Origin of the sequence: Myxococcus hansupus (assembly GCF_000280925.3) — a bacterium.
In the GTDB taxonomy this organism is placed as follows: domain Bacteria; phylum Myxococcota; class Myxococcia; order Myxococcales; family Myxococcaceae; genus Myxococcus; species Myxococcus hansupus.
In genome coordinates, this window is sequence record NZ_CP012109.1 from 7166762 (window position 1) to 7187310 (window position 20549).

At 68.4% G+C, this 20549-nt stretch carries 19 protein-coding genes; 5 read left to right on the forward strand and 14 right to left on the reverse strand.

All coding sequences use genetic code 11. The features are described 5' to 3' along the window. Positions 1-139 precede the first annotated feature (139 nt). The 5 genes from A176_RS27950 to A176_RS27970 all read left to right on the forward strand — a co-directional run bounded on the left by A176_RS27950 (position 140) and on the right by A176_RS27970 (position 6405). A complete protein-coding gene (locus A176_RS27950; protein WP_002635257.1) occupies positions 140-1414 on the forward strand; it encodes a sensor histidine kinase in 1275 nt (424 codons plus the stop codon). After that, a complete protein-coding gene (locus A176_RS27955; RefSeq protein ID WP_002635256.1) occupies positions 1411-2763 on the forward strand; it encodes a sigma-54-dependent transcriptional regulator in 1353 nt (450 codons plus the stop codon). Before A176_RS27950 ends, A176_RS27955 begins: the two co-directional genes overlap by 4 nt. A 201-nt stretch (positions 2764-2964) precedes the next feature. After that, on the forward strand, positions 2965-5418 hold the full coding sequence (locus A176_RS27960) for a BamA/TamA family outer membrane protein (protein ID WP_002635255.1): 2454 nt from the start codon (positions 2965-2967) through the stop codon (positions 5416-5418). A 5-nt stretch (positions 5419-5423) separates the two neighbouring features. After that, positions 5424-6029 carry a hypothetical protein gene (locus tag A176_RS27965; protein ID WP_002635254.1) on the forward strand — a complete coding sequence of 202 codons (606 nt, stop codon included), beginning with the start codon at positions 5424-5426 and terminating at the stop codon, positions 6027-6029. Between the two features lie 73 nt (positions 6030-6102). After that, positions 6103-6405 (forward strand): hypothetical protein, encoded by a 303-nt coding sequence (locus A176_RS27970; protein ID WP_044889334.1) that lies wholly within the window; start codon positions 6103-6105, stop codon positions 6403-6405. Here A176_RS27970 and A176_RS27975 read toward each other — a convergent pair. From A176_RS27975 to speD, 14 genes are all read right to left on the reverse strand, one after another. Continuing rightward, complete coding sequence (locus A176_RS27975) at positions 6389-8746, reverse strand: arylsulfatase (RefSeq protein ID WP_002635252.1); 2358 nt, start codon at positions 8744-8746, stop codon at positions 6389-6391. The two genes, A176_RS27970 and A176_RS27975, sit on opposite strands and share 17 nt — an antisense overlap. A gap of 129 nt (positions 8747-8875) precedes the next feature. Then, the gene (locus tag A176_RS27980) at positions 8876-9646 is read right to left on the reverse strand and encodes an Imm49 family immunity protein (RefSeq protein ID WP_002635251.1); all 771 of its coding nucleotides are present in this window, start codon (positions 9644-9646) and stop codon (positions 8876-8878) included. Between the two features lie 3 nt (positions 9647-9649). Continuing rightward, the gene (locus A176_RS27985) at positions 9650-10774 is read right to left on the reverse strand and encodes a hypothetical protein (protein WP_044889333.1); all 1125 of its coding nucleotides are present in this window, start codon (positions 10772-10774) and stop codon (positions 9650-9652) included. After that, on the reverse strand, positions 10771-12018 hold the full coding sequence (locus tag A176_RS27990) for a hypothetical protein (protein WP_002635249.1): 1248 nt from the start codon (positions 12016-12018) through the stop codon (positions 10771-10773). Before A176_RS27990 ends, A176_RS27985 begins: the two co-directional genes overlap by 4 nt. A gap of 7 nt (positions 12019-12025) precedes the next feature. Next, positions 12026-12592, reverse strand: a complete 567-nt coding sequence (locus A176_RS27995) for an imm11 family protein (RefSeq protein ID WP_144429631.1) — start codon at positions 12590-12592, stop codon at positions 12026-12028. Positions 12593-12649: 57 nt separating this feature from the next. Next, positions 12650-13492: an AHH domain-containing protein gene (locus A176_RS28000; protein ID WP_002635247.1), complete on the reverse strand. Its 843-nt coding sequence runs from the start codon at positions 13490-13492 to the stop codon at positions 12650-12652. A 23-nt stretch (positions 13493-13515) separates the two neighbouring features. After that, positions 13516-14028 (reverse strand): DUF6484 domain-containing protein, encoded by a 513-nt coding sequence (locus A176_RS28005; RefSeq protein ID WP_044889331.1) that lies wholly within the window; start codon positions 14026-14028, stop codon positions 13516-13518. Positions 14029-14061: 33 nt separating this feature from the next. Beyond that, the gene (locus A176_RS28010) at positions 14062-14523 is read right to left on the reverse strand and encodes a DUF4150 domain-containing protein (protein ID WP_044889455.1); all 462 of its coding nucleotides are present in this window, start codon (positions 14521-14523) and stop codon (positions 14062-14064) included. A gap of 87 nt (positions 14524-14610) precedes the next feature. Further along, positions 14611-16245 carry an FAD-dependent oxidoreductase gene (locus tag A176_RS28015; protein ID WP_002635244.1) on the reverse strand — a complete coding sequence of 545 codons (1635 nt, stop codon included), beginning with the start codon at positions 16243-16245 and terminating at the stop codon, positions 14611-14613. Beyond that, positions 16236-17732, reverse strand: coding sequence for a polyamine aminopropyltransferase (locus A176_RS28020; RefSeq protein ID WP_002635243.1), 1497 nt, complete (start codon positions 17730-17732; stop codon positions 16236-16238). The genes A176_RS28015 and A176_RS28020 overlap by 10 nt, the downstream gene beginning before the upstream one ends. Positions 17733-17776: 44 nt before the next feature. Beyond that, positions 17777-18004, reverse strand: a complete 228-nt coding sequence (locus A176_RS28025) for a DUF350 domain-containing protein (RefSeq protein WP_002635242.1) — start codon at positions 18002-18004, stop codon at positions 17777-17779. Then, a complete protein-coding gene (locus tag A176_RS39425) occupies positions 18004-18165 on the reverse strand; it encodes a hypothetical protein (RefSeq protein ID WP_002635241.1) in 162 nt (53 codons plus the stop codon). Before A176_RS39425 ends, A176_RS28025 begins: the two co-directional genes overlap by 1 nt. Positions 18166-18198: 33 nt before the next feature. Further along, positions 18199-20094 (reverse strand): DUF4178 domain-containing protein, encoded by a 1896-nt coding sequence (locus A176_RS28030; RefSeq protein ID WP_002635240.1) that lies wholly within the window; start codon positions 20092-20094, stop codon positions 18199-18201. Then, positions 20091-20501, reverse strand: a complete 411-nt coding sequence (gene speD, locus A176_RS28035; protein WP_226994009.1) for an S-adenosylmethionine decarboxylase — start codon at positions 20499-20501, stop codon at positions 20091-20093. The genes A176_RS28030 and speD overlap by 4 nt, the downstream gene beginning before the upstream one ends. Between the last annotated feature and the right edge of the window lie 48 nt (positions 20502-20549).

Sequence of the window (20549 nt, forward strand, 5' to 3'; positions counted from 1 at the left end):
CCCGCCGCCGCTGGCTCCCTGGATGCGGCACGCCGACACACCACGCCTTGGACGCAGCCCGCCCACACCGCGCCTTGAACGCGGCCCGCCACCGCTGGCTCCCTGGACGCTCCCCGCCGCCGCCGCGCCCGGATGCGGTATGAACCGGGACATGCAACCCACCGCGCCCGTGGGGGCCCGCACGCCCGGTGACAGGGTGGGCCCTGGCCCCCACGTGGACCTTCCGCTCCCGCCGTCCCGTTTCCGCCGCAGGCTGCTGGTGGTGATGTTGCTCGCGGGGTGGCTGCCCCTGGTGCTGCTCGGCGCGTTGGCGCAGGGCGCGCTGGAGCGCGTGCTGTCGGTGTCCGTCGCGCCTGTGGAAGGTGTGTTGGACGAAGTGTCCGCGGAGCTGGCGCGGCGGGAGCTGCCTCGGGACGCGCTCAACGAGGCCCGACTCAACCTCGCGCAGGCGGAGCTGGCACGGTCGGCCCTGGTGCGCCGCGTCCCCGCGTTCATCACCGGGCTGGTGCTCCTCTCTGGCGCCGCGCTGACGGTGGCGGCGGTGCTGCTCGGCCGAGCCCTCACACGCCCCGTGAGCACCCTCACCGAAGGCATGTGGGCCTACGCGCGCGGAGACCTGTCCGTGCGCCTCGACGCCCCCGAACCTCCGGGTGACGAGCTCCAGTTCCTCCTGGGGCAGTTCAACAAAATGGGCCAGGAGCTGCTCTCGCAGCGCGAGCGCCTCAAGTCCGCCGAGCAGATCGCCGCCTGGCAGGACGTGGCCCGGGCGCTCGCCCACGAGCTGAAGAATCCGCTCACCGCAATGAAGCTCTCGCTCGCGCGTCTGACCCGGACGGATGCGGCCACGCCCCACGACGCCACCCGCATCACCGAGGCCGTGGCGCTCCTCCAGGAGGAGGTGGACCTGCTGATGCGGATGACCCAGAGCTTCTCCACCTTCGCGCGCCTGCCCACGCCGCGCTTCCAGGACGTGCCCCTGCGTCCCCTGCTGGCCGAGGTGTGCACCTTGTACGCGGGCACCTCCCCCGTTCCCGTGGAGCTGCTACCGGGCCCCGAGGCCACGCTGCGCGCGGACCCGGATGGCCTGCGCCGCCTCTTCGGCAACCTGGTGAAGAACGCCGCCGAGGCCTCCGCGAGCAACGCCCTGCCCGTCCACGTCGCCCTGGAGCCCTTGAGCGCCTCGGGCGTGCGCGTCACCGTGAAGGATGGCGGCAGCGGCGTCGCCCAGGTCCTCGAGGGCCCCGCCCTCACGCGCGGACTCTTCAGCACCAAGCCCGGCGGCAGCGGGCTGGGGCTGCCCATCTCCCAGAAAATCGTCCACGAGCACGGCGGCACACTCCGCCTGGAGCCCGCGCCGGGCGGCGGTACGCTGGCGCGCGTGGACCTGCCCCTCACGCCCCCCACCCACGCATGAAGCCCGGACCTCGCATCCTCGTCGTCGACGACGACCCTGGCGTCCTCAAGGCCCTCCGCGGGCTGCTCAGCGATGAAGGCTTCACGCCCGTGGAGGCGCGCTCCGCGGCGGAGGCCACCCGGCTGCTCGACGCGCCCGAGGGCCCGCCCGCGATGATGCTGCTCGACATTCGCATGCCGGGCGAGACGGGCCTGGAGTTGCTCGCGCGGCTGCCGCGCCCGCTCCCCGTGCCCGTGGTGGTGCTGTCCGGCGAGGCCTCTCCCGCCGAAGCCGTGCAGGCCCTGCGGCTGGGCGCGACGGACTTCGTCGAGAAGCCCCCTTCGCCCGAGCGGCTCGTCACCGCGCTGCGGAACGCGCTGGCGCTGGGTGCGCTTCAAGAAGAGCGCGAGCGGCTGTTGGATGCACTGGCCCGCCCCGGACACCTCGTGGGTGACAGCCTCAGCATGGTGTCACTGCGCCAGCTCATCACCCGGGTGGGCCCCAGCGACACCGCCATCCTCATCACTGGCGAGACGGGCACGGGCAAGGAGCGTGTCGCGCGGGCGCTGCACCTCGCGTCGGGGCGCAAGGGCCGGCTGGTCGCCGTCAACTGCGCGGCGATTCCCTCCACCCTGTTGGAGAGCGAGCTGTTCGGCCACGAGAAGGGCGCGTTCTCCGGCGCGCTGTCACGGCGCGCGGGCCGCATCGAACAGGCGCACGGTGGCACGCTGTTCCTCGACGAGTTGGGGGACATGCCGCTGGAGCTTCAAGCCAAGCTGCTGCGCGTTCTGGAGACGAAGGAAGTGGAGCGCCTGGGCGGCAGCCTCCCGGTGCCGGTGGACGCGCGCGTGCTCGCGGCCACGCACCAGGACCTCACCCGCGCGGTGAAGGAGGGCCGCTTCCGTCAGGACCTCTACTTCCGCCTCAACGTGATGCCGCTCCAGATTCCGCCGCTGCGTGAGCGGCCGGAGGACCTGCTGCCGCTGGCGCGCGCCTTCGCGGCGGAGCTGGCGGGGCAGCACGTGCCCCTCGTGCTCGCCCCCGGCGCGGAGGCGGCCCTGCATGCCTATGCGTGGCCGGGCAACGTGCGCGAGCTGCGCAACCTCATCGAGCGCCTCAACCTGCTTCGAGGCGAAGGCCCGCTGACGCTCGGACCGGAGCTCGTCGCCGGGCCCCAGCCCGCCGCCACGGCCAGCCGCACGTTGCTGGGCGACAAGAGCTACCGCGAGCACGTGGAGGACTTCGAGCGCGAGTTGATTCGCGCCGCGCTCCAGCAGGGCGAAAGCATCGCGGGTGCCGCGCGGCTGCTCCAGGTCGACCGGGGCAACCTCTACCGGCGCATCAAGGCGCTCGGGCTCCCCGTCACGTGATGGGGGGGCGTCTCCATGCCGACCGACGCCCGTATCCAGATGTTGGATGGTCGCGAGCAATCGCATCGGAGCGATGTCAGTACCACATCACGGCTCGACATCAGGATGTCTCCATGACATCGACATGACTGCCAGGCCCTCGTCCTTTCAAGCACTTGCCCCACAGCTCCCGGTGGAACGGCATGTGCTCTCCCTCCGAGCATGAACCGCTTCGCGCTCCTCACGTGCATCCTCTCCGCAGTCGCCGCCGCGCAGCCCGCGCCTCCGTCCGAGGCGCCGGCCACGCCGACGCAGGAAACGACGACTGCAACGCCTCCGCCCACCAACACCGCGGCGCCTGAGTCGACGCCTCCGGCAACGGAAGCCAGGCCCCCCTCCCCGGCGCCTGTCCGCGAGGCCGCGCCGTCCGAGACGGTCCGCGCCCGGGCACGGGATGTAGACGACTCGTGGAAGGAATGCCCCGACGACCTCGATGCCGAGGGCGAGGAGACGAACGACGCCCACGTGCTCGTCCCGATGCAGCTCACCGTGGATGGCCGTTCGCTCACCCCGGGCCGCATCGAGCTGCAGGGACTCCGCTGGCTCACCGATACGCAGGTGCGCACGCTCATCGGCGCGCCGCGCGCGGACTCGGAGGCGCCGCTGGGGGGAAGCGAGGTGCATCTCTACCTCCGCCGACTCGCGCGCTCCGGCCTGTTCGCCCGCGTGGAGCCCCGGGTGCGTGTCTCCGAGACGCCGGGACTCGCGGTGCTGGAAGTCCACCTGGAGGAGAACCCCGTCATCAACGAGGTGGTGATTGAAGGCCTCCAGGACATCCAGCCCCAGGAGGTGCTCGAGAAGCTGCTCCGCCTCCCCCACCGCGCCGCCTCCCAGGAGGAGGACAAGGAGTCCTTCACCGCCACGCTGCGCGTCGACTCGCGGCGCGGCACGCTCTCCATCGTCCGGCCCTGCGCGCCACCGTACCCGCCCCGTGACTGGCTGGCGCGGCTGGAGCGGGAAACGCTGCATCCCGGCATCCTCCTGGGCGGCGTGGCCCAGGGCATGGAGCGCGCGCTGAAGGACCTGCGCGAGGAGGGCTACCTGCTCGCGAGCCTCTCCGCGGTGTGGACACCGGACGGCCGGCTGGTGGTGACGGTGGACGAAGGCCGCATCGAACGCGTGGAGGTGCGGGGCGTGGACGGAGACATCGCCGCGCGTGTCCAGGCGGCGCTCGACCTCAAGCCCGGCACGGTGTTCCTCCGCAGCGACGCGAAGCGCGCCGTGCAGCAGTTGGAGTCCCGGCTCCCCTTCCTGGAGCCCACGAAGCTGGACGACGCCGAGAACACGAAGACCCGGCGCGCGCGCATCGTCGAGTTCCGTGAGGCGGACGGAAGCCGGACCTACCAGACGCAGGAGGAGCCCCGCCGCCGCGAGCGCAACCGCGAGCACGTGGAGTTCGAGGTGAGCTGGCAGAAGTTCGCCGACTGGTGGGACAACCGGAACAACAGCGAGGGCATCAGCATCGAGGGCAAGACGGTGGTGGTGCATCTGCGCCCACGGCGGCCGGACTTCGACGCGGACTTCCTGCCCGACCACACGCAGGTGACGGGCTTCTCGCCGGGCCTGTCGGGCAGGGTCCGCTTCTGGGACCCGAAGGACCGCGCGCACACCACGCTGGATGCGGCGCTCACCGTGCCCTTGCGCTGGGGCGGACAGCGCCTGCCGGATGACCCGGAAGGCACGCGGCGGCAGCGCCGGGTCAACATGCTGGGCGGGGCCAAGGTGCAAATCCCCGGGCTGAGGCTCGCGGAGCTGGGCGCGCAGGCCTACGACTTCACGGACACGCTGGACCGGTGGCGGCTGGGTGACATCGACTCGTCCATCTACTCCGCCCTCATCAACCGTCCGGACCGCGACTACTTCCGCCGCCGGGGCGTCACGGGCTTCGCCACCTTCCGGTGGGCGGAGGACTGGCTGGCGGGCGTCGAGTACCGCAGCGACCGGTACGAGACGATGCGCAGCTTCGCGCCGCCCTTCAGCCTGTTCCGCCGCGGCTCCGCGCCGTTCCCCAACGCGCCCGTCACGGAAGGGCGCTTCGACTCCGTGGTGGTGCGGTTGGAGTACGCCAGCGGCATGCCCGCCTCCACCCAGGTGGGCTCACTCTTCCGCACGCCGGAGACGACGCTCTTCGACCGGGACGGTGACTGGGACCACCGCGCCTCGCTCCGCGGCCTGCTCACCCTGGAAGTGGGCAACGGCCCTGGGAGCGCGGGGGGAGACCAGCGCTTCTGGAAGATGGTGAACGACCTCGCGCTGGACGTGCCCACGGGCTGGGAGTCGGGCCTGTCGCTGCGCGTGCGCACCGCGGGCGGCAGCAACCTGCCTGAGCAGAAGCGCGAAGGCCTGGGCGGATGGACCGCGCTGCGCGGCTACGGCTTCAAGGAGTTCCGTGGCGACGTGTCCGTGCTCACCACGGCGGAGTACCGGTGGGACGCGCTCGGTCTCTTCGCCGATGTGGGCACGGTGCGGTCGGACTCGGAATGGACGGAGGCCCGCGTCGGCGTGGGCGCGAGCCTGCACCTGGGCGATGGCGTGCGCTTCGACGTCGCGTGGCGCACCGATGAGCGCGCCACCGGGTCCCCCGAGGCGCGGCTGCTCTTCCAGCGCACCTTCTGACGCGCATGGACCGGGCACTCACACACTGGGGACGAAGGTTCGGCACGGCGCTCATCGCCGTGTCGAGCCTGCTCGCGCCCACGGTCCACGCCATGGAGCCGCGCACCACCTGCACCGCCTCGCTGTCCGGGCGACGCGTCATGGTGCGGCCCGAGGCCTTCGACTTCGTCTCACTGGAGCTGGATCGGCTGGTGCGGCTGGGCATGGCGGGGAAGCTGGAAGTGGAGCTGACGCTGTGGCGGAAGAACGCCATCTGGTTCGACGCTCGCGTGGACACCACCCGCCTCACGCAGGTGCTCGCCTTCGGGGGTGGCCTGTACCTGTTGGACCAGCGCCCCTTGCCCGACGGCGCATCCTCGATGCCGCTGGAGCGCGTGGCATGGACTCTCGCGGAGCGGCCCACCGCCGACGCGCGCTTCGAGGTGCGCGTCAGCGTCCGGCTCCAGGTGGTGACCGCGGCCAGCCTGGGCCGCGTGGCCGCCTGGCTCACGCAGGGCAAACCCGCCCCCGTCGAGGAAGGCTCCACGCTCACCGGCACCGTGCTCCGCTCCGTGGCGGAGGACCTCTCACGCAGCGCCTCCGGGCGCTGTGACGTCACCCGTCCCCCCTGAACCGCGGCCCTCGCCGCTCGAATCCCTGATTCGTCGAGTGCCCGGCGCGAAGCCGAAGGCACGGAGTGCGTCCATGTGCCGTTGGCTCTGCCTGTTGTTCGCCCTCACCGTCGGGTGCGCCCCTGTGTCGACGGCGCCACCTGCTCGCGGCGTCCACGTCTTCGCCCCCGAGGACGTCGAGGCCGCCGGGAGTCACGTCCCCGTCCTCTACGTGGATGACGACCGCGCGCTGTACTTCCCCGGCGGCGTCGGCGGTGGCGCCACCCGGCACCCCGTGGTGCCGGGCCCGAGCGAGCTCGTGGCCCTGAGCCGGCGCGACGACATCATCATCGTCACCGTGGCCCGTGCCACCTCGCGGACTACTGGCGTGCCATGACGGTGCTCGCCTCTGTCGCCGGGTCATGGAGGTGCTCGCCGGACACGTCCACCACCACCTCCACCAGCGTCCCTCCCTTGAACGCGAACGGCGGCTGATACTGCTGGCTCACGGCGGAGTTCTCGTCCCGGCCACACGTCAGTCCTTCACCCAGGCTGATGAGCAGCGGCATCGTCTTCGGAATGTCGCACTGGGCCACCAGGTCTCCGTTGATGAAGAGGCGCCCCAGGCCCGGAGCACCGCGTCCCGCGGGCAGGTCCGGGGCGCCCGTGAGCTGGAACTCGAAGCGCAGCTCGGACGGGCCGCCTGGTACGTCCACGGCGGACTCGAGGTGGAACTCCTTCTCGCCGACGAAGTTGTAGACGTAGTGGAGCTTGCGGTCCTTGATGAAGAGCGAGTACCCGCCCGTCAATCCACCGTGACAGAGCAGCACGCCCTCCGCGCCGTCCTTCACGTCCACCTGCGCGGTGATGGTGTGGGTTCGATTGAGGACGTGGGCCGCGACGTTCTCAGGCGCGGGCGAGGTGTTGGGCCGGTAGACGTACCGCTCCCGCTCCCTGGACAACTGCGGACGCTCCAAGGAGAAGAGCTCCAAGGACGGCGTGACGAGCGGCAGCACGTCGTACCGGCCCGCCTCCACATACCAACGGGCAATCAGCTCGATGAGCTTGTCACGCTCCCTCGCGGCCACGTCCCGCGTCTCCGTCCAGTCCTCCGCCACGTGGTACAGCTCCCAGCCATGCGCGTCCAACTCGCGCAACCGGGCCTCCGTGAAGCGCGCCGCGCCGAAGGGCTCTTTCGCCTCCGTGAACGAGGGACCGGGGAACGGACACACCGCGCGCCAACCGTCGTGGTAGATGGCACGGTGGCAGAACATCTCGAAGTACTGCGTGTGGTGTCGGCTCTCCGCGTCCGCGTCCTGGAAGGAGGACTTGAAGCTGACACCTTCGACGGGAGACTGCGTGACGCCGCGAATCTCCGCGGGGGCCTCGATGCCCAGACAGTCCAGCACCGTGGGGACCATGTCGATGGCGTGACAGTACTGCGAACGGATTTCTCCTCGCGCCCGGATGCCACGGGGCCAGTGGACGATGAACGGGTCCGACGTTCCACCCCGGTAGGTCTCGCGCTTCCACCGTTTGAAGGGCGTGTTGCCCGCCCACGCCCAGCCCCAAGGGTAGTGGTTGAAGTGGCGGGGCCCGCCAAGGTCCCCCATCGCCGCCAGGTTCTGCTCCAGCGACTCCGGCGTGTTGTTGAAGAACTTCAGCTCGTTGACGGAGCCGTGCAGTCCGCCCTCCGCGCTGGCGCCATTGTCGGAGATGACCATGACGAGCGTGTTCTCCAGTTCGCCGCTCTCCTCCAGGGAACGCAGGAGCCGGCCGAGGTGGTGGTCCGTGTGCTCCAGGAAGCCCGCGAACACCTCCATCATCCGCGCATAGAGGTGCTGCTCATCGGAGGACAGGCTGTCCCACGCCTGCACGTCCGGGTCGTGCCGGGATAGCTGCGTGCCGGGAGGAAGGATTCCCAGCTCGAGCTGACGGCGGAAGACCTTCTCCCGGTAGGCGTCCCAACCGCCATCGAACTGCCCCTTGTACCGGTCCGACCACTCCGTGGGGACATGGTGGGGCGCATGCATCGCGCCGGTGCAGAAGTAGAGGAAGAAGGGCTTGTCGGGCGCCACCTGCTTCGCGTCCGCGACGAAGCCGATGGCCCGGTCCACCAGGTCCTCTGTCAGGTGGTAGCCCTCCTCGGGTGTCTTTGGCGGACGGACCGGATGATTGTCGTGAACGAGGTCCGGGTAGTACTGATGCGTGTCGCCGCCAAGAAAGCCGTAGTAGCGCTCGAAGCCGCGCCCCAGGGGCCAGCGCGAGTAGGGACCCGCGGCGCTCGTCTGCTCGGCGGGGGTGAGGTGCCACTTGCCCACGCAGTAGGTGTTGTAGCCGTGCCCGGCCAGCATCTCCGACAGGAAGCCGTTCTCGAAGGGAATGGTGCCGTTGCGCCCTGGGTACCCGACGGAGATTTCGGTGATGCCGGCCATGCCATTGGAGTGGTGGTTGCGGCCGGTGAGGATGCACGAGCGCGTGGGCGAGCACAGCGCGGTGGTGTGCATGTTGTTGTAGAGCAAGCCGCCCTTCGCCAGCCGGTCCAGGTTCGGCGTACGAATGGGCGAGCCATAGCAACCGAGCTGGCCGAAGCCCGTGTCATCCAAGACAATGAAGAGGACGTTGGGTGCCCCGGGCTTCGCGCGCAGCGGCGCGGGCCAGGCGGGAGTGGACTCCGCGTCCGTGCGTCCAATGACACCAGGGAACGCGGTGCCGGGCGGGTATTCCTTGAGCGACATGGTGCGACCTCCACGAGAACGCCCGGGCACTGAACGGGACCCGGGCTCCGAGGAGGGAGATGCACATGCGAGCCAACACAGGCCCCTGTTCCCCAGCCGGGTACGGCCAGGCAGGGCAGCCTCCGCCGCCTAATCCCAGAGCGCCCGCCAGGCGTCGGGGGCGAACGCGATGAGGCCGCCCTTCCTCGCGGTGGAAGGAACATGGAGATAGTCCTGCTCGGTCTCCAAGCCATCGCGCTCCGCCAGCTTCACCAAGGCCAGCCCTGGGACGCACAGATTTCCCTCCGTGGCGGCGGACTCATCCGACACGGCACCGCCATCCGACAACTGCGTGAGCCACTCGTCCCGCTCACTCAGGAACGTGGTGAGGGTGGAGTTGAAGGCCTGGGAGTCCCGGGTGAGGAGCGCATGGCACATGGGAAGCCGGCAGTCCTCCGCGCCTTGAAGCGAGGCTTCATAGCGTTCGAGCAGGGCCGCCCCCGCCTGAGGCGTGGCGCCAAGAAAGAAGCGCTGCATCAGGAACTCGACGAAGAGAAAGTCTTCTTCGTACTCCTCTCCTTGGCCCCAATCACGACGAGACGTGTGGGCGATGAGCGCCGCGGCATCGAAGTCTCCGGCGCCCACCGCATCGAAGAAGGGGTTCGCTTTGCTCGTCAGCACCGTGCGAGGCCCGGCCCGGCCGAGAAAGTGCGCATAGGCACGACCGCTGTAATGCAACATCTGCCGGAACAGCTTCGGCGCACTTCCCAGGAAGAGCGCCCCGATGCCCGCACGGCGGAAATTCTCGCAGAACGTGAGCAGCGTCTCGGTATCCGCCCTGCCCGTGAGCACGTCCTGGAGCAGTTCCTCGTTCTCCTCCAACGCGTTCCGCACGAAGACGGACAGGTACTGGGAAGCCATGTCTCACCCGGCCCTGCGGCCCATGAACAACGCGCGAATGGGCGCGCCCATGCCTTGGACCGCCACGCATCCGACCGCGCCATCGTCAGCGCTCGACACAACGAGACACGGATTCGAGCGCGCATGCCCCCAGCACAACCCGTGAACGGCCTGACACAGCCCCAGTGCGGCGCTGGCACACCCGGTGTCTCCCACCGACGAGGCCACGGTGTGGATACGCGGCTCCGCGAGGCCATCCCGCAAGCGAGCCAGCGCGCCCCCCCATTGCCGGGACCTCCAGGATTCACCGTTCAGGTCCACGTGAATGTCCCCGCTGAATGGCAACGGCGCAGCCGAGCGTCCCAACGCGTCCCGGACACACGAGCCCAAGGCCACTCCCGAAAAGTGGCGAGCCCCTGAACCAGGCGACGACTCCCGGCCTGTCGCGACCGCCAGGATGCGTGCCAGTGGCGACGCTCCACGGCGAACGGCGTGGGTCTCCCGCTCCAGCAAGAAACCCACGCCCGCCTCCCCTGGCATCAGTCCCACCGGCTGGCCGTCCCACTTCAGTCGGCGTTCGCGCGACAAGCGCAGCAACGGCAATGGCGTCAGATACGAGTCCGCGACGACGATGAGGCACCGGTCCAGCACACCGTCATCAAGCCAGCGCAGCCCCATCTCCAAAGCCACGAACAAGCCCGCTGAACCCATCGCGACGGCCTTCATCGACTCGACCGCCACATCAAGCCCCAGCTCATCCCGCAGCGGCGAAAGACAAAGCGCCAGGAGCGAGGCACTTTCCGGTTCGGGCACGGGCAGCAAATCCTCTGGAACTGGGAGAACCCCCACCATGCCTGTGCGGCCCCAGAAGCGGGAGTCCGCGTCCTTCGGAACGCAGGGAGTTCGCAGCAGGTCCTCGAGGGCCCCCAGCGCGAGCCGCCTCCAACGCCCCACTCCGTCGAACCCTTCCGTGTAGCCCGTGAGGGGATGCGCCGTGAGCCCCACCGCGTCCTGAGTCTCTTCATCCACGGAGCGGAAGTACCGCAGCTTCCGGGGCCTGCTGATTCGGGCATGGATGGCGGCACAAGCGGCCAGCGCGGTGCGCCCCACGGAGGACACCACGCCCATTCCGGTAAGGACCGTGCTCATGAGGACAGGAACCTCGTGAAGGGTCCCGACTGGAAGCGCTGCGTGGCCTGGAGCGCGCTTGCGAGGGCCGTTCGCTGCGCCCAACTCCACGCCCGAGTCTCGACCTGCACCGAACCTCGTGTCCTCACTGAGAGGTCCCAAGCCAGCTCCGAGCGCCACGCACACGGGACATCCTTCAGTGCCGTGAGCACGGAAGCCAAGGACCAGAGCCGGCCATTGAGATACCGGCCCTCCTCGGAAAGCCCAGGACGTGCGTCTCGCCACCACTGCTCAATGGGCTCCAACAGGGCCGTTCCCGCTGTCGGAACCGGGAGCTCGTCCGAGTCCGCTTCGGCAAGGACCAGCAGCTTCGACAAGGGGAGCCCACTCACGAATGACAAGGGCGCCGCCGCGGCCGCGACGCCTTCGCGCAACGCCACCACCAGCGACTCGATGAGCATCGGCGTCGCGCCGAACCCCATGGCCCAGAGGGTGTCCACGCGGGCTTCACGATGCGCGAGCCGCTCCAGCAGGAGGGCCCGTTCCTTGGCATCGCCCCCCAAGGCCATTGCGACGAGCGAAAGCGCGGGGAGCGGCTCGTCCCGCTCAACGACGCGGCGGCAGCGCCGCCATGCATCGCGAGAACCGACGACACAGCCCGTGGAGATGGCTGCATCACGCGTTTCAGCGCTCCCTTCCGACAGTCCCCGAGCCACCAGCGCATGGGCCGTGACAGGCCCCGCGAACCGAGCACAATCCAACGCCGCCGCGAGGACCTCGGGCTCCTGCGTCGCGAGCAGGGGCTCCAACGCGCCACCTGGGTCCACCCCCCGGAACGCCAATACCTCCAGCACCCGGGCCTGCAGACCTGGGCTCAGGGTGGGCATGAGCGCCCGAAGCGAGTCGTCGATGCCTGCGCTGGGACAGAGCGCGACCCCCGACAGCAGCGCCTCCGGATGTGTCGTCTCGACGAGGGCAGCCATCACCGTGTCAGCCCAGTCCCGTTCTCGCGAGGCAAGGAGCGCCAGCGCCGCCACCGCGACTTCGCTTGGAACCCCATCTCTCAGCGTGGGGAGCAGCAGGTGTTCCGCGGCGCGAGGCCCCGCATGCACCAACCCCTCCAGGTGCGCCACCAGCCGATACTCATCACTCTCCGCGATATCGGCCAGGGACTGGTCCGCGGATTGAAGCGCCCGCTCGCGTTGAGACCAGAGGAACGCCGCCTCGTGGAAGTGCTCTTCGACGATGTCCCAATGGAGGTGCATCACCGACTCACTGACCGCCGCTGAGTGGCAGCTCTGTCCACCAGATGTTCTTGAAGCTCCGAGCCTTGAACTCCCGAGCGACTTCCAGTCCCAACACGTAGGAGGTAGGTGCCTTGTCGATGCGGAAGCACTGAGGCGCGTCCTTCATCTTCTTCCGGTCGAGGACAATCTTATCGATCCCAATGATTTCTTCGGGGTCCTCGTCATCCCATTCGATGACACTCTCCTTGCGGTCGAGGCAGTCGAAGGTGCCAATGGGATTGATGATGAAGTAGTCCCGGCTATGAACGCGCTTGCGGTGGTCGTAGAGCGTGAACGGCAGGTACTCAATCTCGTTCTTGCAGTGCTTTTCGATGGCGGCCTTGAATTCATTCGACCCCACCAGCACGTTCCGGCTGTTTCCCAGCAGCGGAGACAGCTTGATGCCCGGGTTCTCCCGGTTCATGAAGATCTTGGCCTCTTTGGGATACTCCACGCCGATGCGAACGCCGCTCGAGGCGCGATGGGCCAAGGGATTGATGCCCTCGACGAAGTTGTCCAAGAAGCAAAGACTGTCATCATCAGGGTCACCCAAGACACTTATCTTGAAGAACCGCATAGTCCTCCCATCTCTTGAGTTCACACCCGGGGTTCAAAGGTCCGTGTAGTTGGCGGCTCCAGGTTCCTGCTTCTGAAAGCTGGAGGCGGGCATGTCGTCGATGGCTTGACTGCGCCCGCCCATCTGCGCGCCGGCATCAATGACCTTCGGGTAGAGGTCCCGAGAGATTCGTTCGATCTTCCTTCTGCACTTCCTGTAGGCAGGAAGCTTCCCCTTGCACTTCTCCACCTTCGCTTGAAGAGGCGCGAACACCGCATCGAGCAAGAGCCGTACGTTCTTGCTGTAGCCCTGGTGAGAACGCGTCATCCGGGTCTTGCGATGCCGAGGCAACCGGAGGGCACTGGATACCTTCCTGTCCATGGGCAGGATGATCATGTTGAGCGCGGCATTGAGGTTGTAGCCCTCGTCCATCAACCCGCCGCGCACCAGCAGGACCACCCTCCCTTCCAAGCGGTGTCCCTTCCCGACATTGAGGATGGCCCCACGAAGGTCGCTGTTGGGAACGAGGTGATGTGCCTCGTGCCAATACGGCGTGCTCGCGTTCGTCCTGAAGTTCCTCATCCACTGTTTCTTCCGGCTCATGAACTCATGAGCGAGGTCCCATTCCCCCTTCACAGGAGGCTTGGTGGACTTCGCGATGAACCAGAAGGTCTCCATGAGGAAACTCTTCTCGCGGACCTCGACGCTCAGCGACTTGTAGGCAGGCCAGTTGTAGCGGCCCGAATCGGACTTGGCCCGCTGATAGCCCTGCCATTGATGACTGCAGGGGTCATTGTCTTTGTATCCCTGGTGCCGGTTGAGGCATCCCTTTCCCTTTTGGGAGAGGTGCTTCCCCGGAAGGTTCTCGATGTCCCACGTGTGCTGGTCTTTCGACATGTGGACCTCGCTTCGAACCGCGCTCAGTTGATCTGAACCTTCCCGCCCTTGATGCGCTGAATCCCGTCGGCTTCGGTTCGGATGTTGAGTCCACGCAACACCACCTCACCGTTCCGGCGCAGTGTCAGCGTCGCCTTCCCACACCGCAGCACCACTTCATCGCGCCCCTCGATGACGACGCGCCTGCCATCCACGCGCGCCTCTTTTGGAACCTCTTCAAGGGAGCGCTCCAACACCGCGTCGATGAGCGGTGTCGCGCTGGTGGGAGCAACCAGTCCGACCAACATCGGCAAGCGGGGGTCACCGTTTTCGAAGAGCAGGATGGCGCCGTGGCGCTCAGCGGCGGCACGAACCAGCACCGCTCGCTCCAGTCCCAGGGAGACACGCGCGACAAGAGGTCCCGCCACGTTGCCGGGAAAGTCCACGCGCACGAGGCCATCTCCCGCCAGCGCCGCCACCCACCCGACACGCGGCTCCAGAATGCGCTCCCCCGATGACGCCAAGGGTGCTTGCCTCTTGGGAACGGAAGAACTCATGGACACCCCTCCGCATCGAACACGTTCACATGCTCAACGAGGCTCGCCACAGCACTCACACACGTCCTGCGCGGACTTTCCCGAAGCAACCACAGGAGGCTGCATGACCGGAGCGGGCGGCGTGTTCTTGTCGTTGTGGAGCATCAGGTCGAACGCGCGGGCCACATGCTTGCCTTCAATCAGCACGTCGAACGCGTAATTGACGAACTCCGCCTTGCCCTTCGTCTTGCCCGAAGCCACCCCGCCCCCTGCCGTGCCGGCTTCATCTCCCGTGCTGGTGCTGAAGTTCGAGTCTTCCAGGCACACAGGCTTCCCATCCGCCGTCACCTTCTTGCTTCCCTTGGCGGTGTCCGCCGAGCGCGCGACGTTGGGATAGGGAACCGGAACCGGCCCCGCGGGGCTCGGCGTCTTGCAGACGTCGGGAAACGCAACGGTGACGCCGTTGCTGTCCTCCTTCACGACGGACAGCGCATTCACGCCCACGGTGTTCGGCATGTTCCCCCCGGGAAGCCACGTCCGTGTGAGCATTCAGGGTGCTTCAAGGCCCATGGATTGTGCAAACCAGGGGTGTTGCCGAACCGACTAAAGCCAGCTCAACTCGCGCCGGCCCAGCTCCGCCAGCACACGCTCCGCGGCCCGGACGCCGAACCAGTTGGCCTCTTCGAACAAGCCCATGCCGCCCAGGTCCGAGTGCGCGAAGTGCAACGTGCGCCCCAGGCTCTCCGCCGCGGCCTTGCGGGCTTCGCCCCACATGAAGCCAGGCGTGGGCCGCACCATGGCGTGGCCCCAGCGCTGCACCTCCAGCCGCTGCGCCTGCGCCTCGATGCCGGGATGCGCTGGAACCATGTCCGCCATCACCAGCGACTCCCAATCCGCGTAGGTCGCGGACAGCGCCTTCTCGCGCTCGGCCTTCGCATCCCCGCCGTCCATGGGCAGGTACCACGTGAGCACCGTGGGCCCGCGCTCGTCCTGGCGCAGCGTCTGGTGCGTGGCCACCACGTAGCCCAGGCTGCGGCTCTCGTAGAAGACGTTGTCCCACGCGAGCGGGAACCCCCGGGAGCGCGGCGGCGAGGACAACGTCAGGTTCGCCACCACCCAGGGCCCATACGTGAAGCCGCCCAGCCACTCGGGGCGCTCGCGCCGCCACGGCGCCACCACGTGCGCCGCCACGAAGCGTGGACACGCCAGCACCACCTGCCGCGCCAGGAAGGCCCTCGGCTTGCCCGTGGCCGCGTCCACCGCGTCCACCCGGCAGCCGCCCTCCACGGGCTCCACCGTGTGCGCCAGCACGTTGCGCTCCAGCGCACCGGGCGGCAGCGCGGACACCAACTGCCGCACCAGCCGGCCGTTGCCCTCGGGCCAGCTCAAGTAGCCCTCGCTGCGCTCTCCATTCCCGTCCTGCCGCGCGGTGAAGTACCAGATGCCCGCCCACGCGGAGACGTGCTCGGCGGTGGTGCCGAAGTCGTCCCGGCACGCGTAGTCCACCACCCACTTCAGCCGCGTCGAACGGAAGCCCTCGCGCTCCAGCCACGCGGCCATGCTCAGCGCGTCCAGCGCCGTCCATTCCGCGTCGTCACTGGACAGCCCCGACGGCACCGCGAAGGCCCGGCGACCCTTCGCGTCGCGCGCCGCCGCGAAGCCATTCATGCGCGCCTCGAAGCGCCGCAGCTCCTCCAGGTCCTCCGCGCTGGCCCCCGCGTGCAGGTACAGCCCTTCGTACCAGTGGCCCCGGTAGAAGAAGCGCTCCTCCGGCTCGTGGATGAGCAGCGACTCCTCGAAGTGCGGGCGGCCCGCGTCGTCCACGCCGGACACCGCGCCCATCTCGCGCAGCAACCGCACCACCGGCCCCCGGTCCTCCAGCGGCGCCGGCAGGTAGTGCGCGCCCCACGGATACGCGGAGACGGCGTTGCGCCCGGAGCGAGACGTGCCTCCCGGCTCGGCCTCCAGCTCCAACACCCGCACGCCCCGGACGCCCGCCGCCGCCAGCCGCCACGCCGCGGACAGGCCCGCCACGCCCGCGCCCACGACCAGCACCTCCACCGGCTCGACGAGGTCCGCGCGAGGCAGCGGCCCGCCGCGCAGTTGGTGGCCCACCTCGACGACCTTGTCCACCACCGCGCCCGGCACGCGGCCACGCGGCCTCGAAGTCCGGCACGCGCTGGTCGCCACCGCGGAACCGAGGAACGCGGCGACCAGCTCCCGCCGCGTCAGTTCCACCGCTGCCACTCCGCTTCGTAGTAGTGCACCAGCACCTGGTTGTTCAGCCGGTTCACCTCGGCGGGCAAGCGCCCCATGTCCGGAGGGAACTGGGTGAGCGACTCCATCGTCGGGTCATCCAGGAACAGCAGCCCTTCGGGCAGCGGCCGGTGCCGGCCCGGCACCTCGCTGGCCACCAGCACGTAGCCCCACTCGCCGAAGGAGGGCACCAGCGCGTGGTACGGCTCCGTCCAGAAGCCCGCGGCCTTCAGCGTCGTCTCCACGCACCAGAAGGAGCGCCGCGCGAACAGCGGGCTGGTGCTCTGCACCACCGCCACGCCTTCCGGCGTGATGCGCTTCTTCAAGAGCTTGTAGAAGCCCGTGGTGTACAGCTTCCCCAGCGCGAAGTTGTTCGGGTCCGGGAAGTCCACGATGACCACGTCGTACAGCGCGGTGCCCTCGGTGAGGAACTGCATGGCGTCGCCGTTCACCACCCGCATCCGGGGGTCCTTGAGCGACTGGCGGTTCAGCTTCACCAGCTCCTCGAAGTTGGACGCCAACTGCGTCATCGAGGGGTCCAGGTCCACCAGCGTGACGGAGCGGACCTCCGGGTAGCGCAGCACCTCCCGCGCGGCCAGCCCGTCCCCGCCGCCCAGGATGAGCACGTTCTCCACCTTCGCCGCGCGCACCATCGCCGGGTGCACCAGGGACTCGTGGTAGCGGTACTCGTCCAGGCTGGCGAACTGGAGGTTGCCGTTGAGGAACAGCGAGAAGCCCCGCTTGCCACGCGTGACGATGATGCGCTGGTACGGCGAGCTGGAGGCGTGCACCACCTCGTCCGCGTAGAGCTGGTCCTCGTAGAAGGTGGTGAGCCGGTCGCCCATGGCGAAGCCCACCAGCAGCAGCACCGTCAGGCCCACCGCCTTGACGCGCAGCCGCAGCGGGTTGCCCAAGAGCGGCGCGAGCAACCACGTGCTCCACAGCGCCACCGCCGCGTTCAGCACGCCGAACAGCAGGGACGTGCGCACCAGGCCCAGCTTCGGCACCAGCAGCAGCGGGAAGGCGACGCTGGCCGCGAGCGCGCCCACGTAGTCCAGCGACAGCACCTGGCTGACCAGGTCCTTGAACTTGAGCTGGTCCTTGAGGATGCGCAGCAGGAGGGGAATCTCCATGCCCACCAGCGCGCCAATGGCAATCACGCTGCCATACAGCGCCACGCGGAACAGGTCCGTCAGCGTGAAGGTGAGGAACAGCATGGGCGCGCAGATGCCGCCCAGCAGCGCCACCGCCAGCTCCACCTCCACGAAGCGTTGCGCCACCCCGCGCTCGACATAGCGCGACAGGTAGCTGCCAATGCCCATGGCGAAGAGGTAGCCACCAATGACGGTGGAGAACTGGGTGATGGAGTCGCCGAGCAGGTAGCTGGCGAGCGCCCCGACGACGAGCTCGTAGATGAGCCCGCACGTCGCGATGACGATGACGGTGATGTACAGCAGCGTCTTGTTCAAGGCGTCACTTCACTTCGAAGGCACGTGAGGGCGGAGCGCGCCGCTCATCCACTGATGGCCGCGGCCACGATGATGGCCAGGCCGATGATGAACGAGCCGATGACGATGCCCACCGCCGTGTTCTGGTCGGCCTCCAGCTCCTTGTGGACGTCGAACGGCATGATGAGGCGGATGACGTAGAAGCCCGCCACGAACACCGCCAGACCGATGAGCGAGTAGATGATGCTCGCGAGCACACCCTGAACGCTGACCACCACGCCAAGTAACAACATCACTTCCCTCCCATGTAGCCGCCAGTCCACAGCAGGACGCCGCCCGGCCCACGCCGCACGTTGCCCGGTACCCGGTCCCGCTCTTCCTTCGTGAAGGGAGACCAGCCCGACAATGTCAGGGCCGCGTACCCCAGCAGCACCAGTCCTCCAAACCACTTCATGACACGCCTCCCACCAGCCGTGACCACCGAATCCTAGACGTTGCTCTCCGCCCAGCGCCGCGTCTCGAAGCTGTGCGAACGGAACACCGACACGAGGGGCCCCAGCACCATCAGCCCCAGCGCGAAGCAGAACCAGGTGCCCTGGGGCGCGTCGTGCGTAAGCTTCACCGTGAAGCTGCGGTCCCTGGGTCTGCCCGGCTCGGGGGTGAACGAGGCCGTCGTGCGCAGCACGTACTTCCCGGCGGGCAACGGCGACAGGTAGGTGCTGCCGCCCGTGCTGCCCTCGGACCAGGACTCACCGTCCGTCGTCCCCCGGTAGTAGCTCAGCTCCTCGTAGAAGCTCACCACCTCGTTCGTGTCCTGGTTCACCAGGTCGCCCTGGATGCCCAGCCAATCGTTGAGGACCGGCGCCTGGACCTCCACCTTCATGTTGCCGCGCTTGGTCAACTCGAAGGGCTCGCTGAAGTTCATCGCCGTGGGCGTGCCCGAGTTCGCCGTGTGGGGCACCGTCACCACCTGGTCCAGCACCACGGTGTTCGAAGCCCGCGCGGTGATGAGGGCGGACAGCGCGAACAGCGCCACCATCCAGATGCCCATCCACATGAGCGAGGACCGCAGGCCCCCATGGAAGGGATTGGGCTGGCTGGGCGCGACGCCGTCCGGCCTGGGCAGGGGTTCCTTCAACCTGAAGGACTCCTGCACCACCTCCGGCGCCAGGTACTCGCCGTGGGTGTACGTCACCTCGTCGTCCGTGGAGTCCACGCTCACCGAGTACGGCGCCGCGACATACTCCGCCGCCTGGGCCCGCTCGCCCACCTTCACCGTCCAGTAGAACTCGCCCAGGACCAGGTCCGTGACGGCGGTGACGGTCTGGAAGCACTTGTAGCGGCGGCCGTTGAAGAAGGCGGAGACCTCCGGGACCAGGGACACCTCACCCGCGGGCAGCGGCGTGAGGAACACCCAGTGGCCATTGGAGTTCATCAGCCAGGTGAAGCCGCGCGACGCGTTGTAGAGGAGGTACTCCTCCCAGGGATAACGAATCCCCTCCACGGTGCACGAGCGCTCCAGGAAGCCGATGCAAATCCACTCCGTGCCGTCCAGCTTGCCCTTGGTGCCCAGCGGAATCAGGAGCGGGCGGGCCGGCTTCTCCAGCAGCCGGAGGAAGGACAGCTTCCCCTGGCGCACACCGAGCATGGCGCCGCAGTAGGGACACACCACGCGCAGCGTCTTGTCCGGCGCGCGCAGCTCCAGGTTGCCGTTGCACTCCGTGCAGCGCGCCTGCTGCAGCTCCACCTTGCGCACGCGGGGCCGAAGCTGCCCGGCCGAGATGCCGAGCTGCCCCAGCTTCAGCGCCTCCCCCATGAAGACCTCGGGGGTGTGCCCTCGCGTGCCGAAGTCGAGCGTGACGAAGGCGCCCTTGGGGCCCGTGGCGTCCACGTACCAGGCGTCCTGCGTGGGGTCCAAGTCGTTCGGGAGCTGGCCCTCGGCGGCCGTCACCCGGCCGTGGCCCCGCTCTTCGATAATCCAGGCGCGATCCCTCAGGTGCAGGCGCTCACCGGGGTGCATGTCATCCAAGGACACGCCGTCCTCGGTCCCCATGTCGAACATGAGGTGGAAGACGCCCTCGGACTCGCTGATCCACGCGGTGCGGCCGTCCTCGAACTCCACGTACCACTCGTCCCAGGGGCCCTCGCCGTGGTCCTTCTGCAGGTGCCCGACGATGGTGTACGCCGTCTTCTGGAAGCGGCCCTGCGCCCGGAGCTGGAGCGGAGAGTCGGTGGGGACGATGCTGCCAATCTTCCCGTGAGACTCGAAGTCCAGCCCCTTGCGGGCCACCACCGTCTGGCAGTGGTCGCACACCACCACCTGCGCCGAACCGGCGGTGAACTGCACCATCGCGCCGCACGATGGACACTTCCCCTGCGTCACGCCGTCACCCCCCGCTTCAGCTCACGCACCACACACGCCGCCGCGCCCAGGTGGCGCGCCAACAACGCCTCGAAGTCCGGGCGCTCGCGCGGGCGGCAGCAGTACACGTTGAGCGCGGCGAAGCCGTGCTCCGGGAACGTGTGGATTCCCAGGTGGCTTTCGGCCAGCAGCGTCAGGCCCGTGATGCCACCGGGCTCCGGGAACACGTGCCACTGCGGCTGACCCACGACCTTCAGGTCCAGCACGACGATGAGCTCCTCGAAGAGCGCCGCCAGCGCCGCCGCGTCCTTGAGGCTGCCAGGCACGCAGCCGCTGGCGTCAACCAGCCATTCCTGTCCGGTGGTCAGCTTCGGAATCCTCCCGTCCTCGGACTTCTTATCACGGGCCCACTCGCACGTACGGCCCAAGTGCCTCGCGCGGCGCCTGCACCGTCCGTGTTGGCATCCCGCTTTCGG

Coding starts and splice junctions, on each gene's coding strand:
- A176_RS27950 (WP_002635257.1), top strand. CDS start 140: ATGAACCGGGACATGCAACCCACCGCGCCCGTGGGGGCCCGCACGCCC.
- A176_RS27955 (WP_002635256.1), top strand. CDS start 1,411: ATGAAGCCCGGACCTCGCATCCTCGTCGTCGACGACGACCCTGGCGTC.
- A176_RS27960 (WP_002635255.1), top strand. CDS start 2,965: ATGAACCGCTTCGCGCTCCTCACGTGCATCCTCTCCGCAGTCGCCGCC.
- A176_RS27965 (WP_002635254.1), top strand. CDS start 5,424: ATGGACCGGGCACTCACACACTGGGGACGAAGGTTCGGCACGGCGCTC.
- A176_RS27970 (WP_044889334.1), top strand. CDS start 6,103: ATGTGCCGTTGGCTCTGCCTGTTGTTCGCCCTCACCGTCGGGTGCGCC.
- A176_RS27975 (WP_002635252.1), bottom strand. CDS start 8,746: ATGTCGCTCAAGGAATACCCGCCCGGCACCGCGTTCCCTGGTGTCATT.
- A176_RS27980 (WP_002635251.1), bottom strand. CDS start 9,646: ATGGCTTCCCAGTACCTGTCCGTCTTCGTGCGGAACGCGTTGGAGGAG.
- A176_RS27985 (WP_044889333.1), bottom strand. CDS start 10,774: ATGAGCACGGTCCTTACCGGAATGGGCGTGGTGTCCTCCGTGGGGCGC.
- A176_RS27990 (WP_002635249.1), bottom strand. CDS start 12,018: ATGCACCTCCATTGGGACATCGTCGAAGAGCACTTCCACGAGGCGGCG.
- A176_RS28000 (WP_002635247.1), bottom strand. CDS start 13,492: ATGTCGAAAGACCAGCACACGTGGGACATCGAGAACCTTCCGGGGAAG.
- A176_RS28005 (WP_044889331.1), bottom strand. CDS start 14,028: ATGAGTTCTTCCGTTCCCAAGAGGCAAGCACCCTTGGCGTCATCGGGG.
- A176_RS28010 (WP_044889455.1), bottom strand. CDS start 14,523: ATGCCGAACACCGTGGGCGTGAATGCGCTGTCCGTCGTGAAGGAGGAC.
- A176_RS28025 (WP_002635242.1), bottom strand. CDS start 18,004: ATGTTGTTACTTGGCGTGGTGGTCAGCGTTCAGGGTGTGCTCGCGAGC.
- A176_RS39425 (WP_002635241.1), bottom strand. CDS start 18,165: ATGAAGTGGTTTGGAGGACTGGTGCTGCTGGGGTACGCGGCCCTGACA.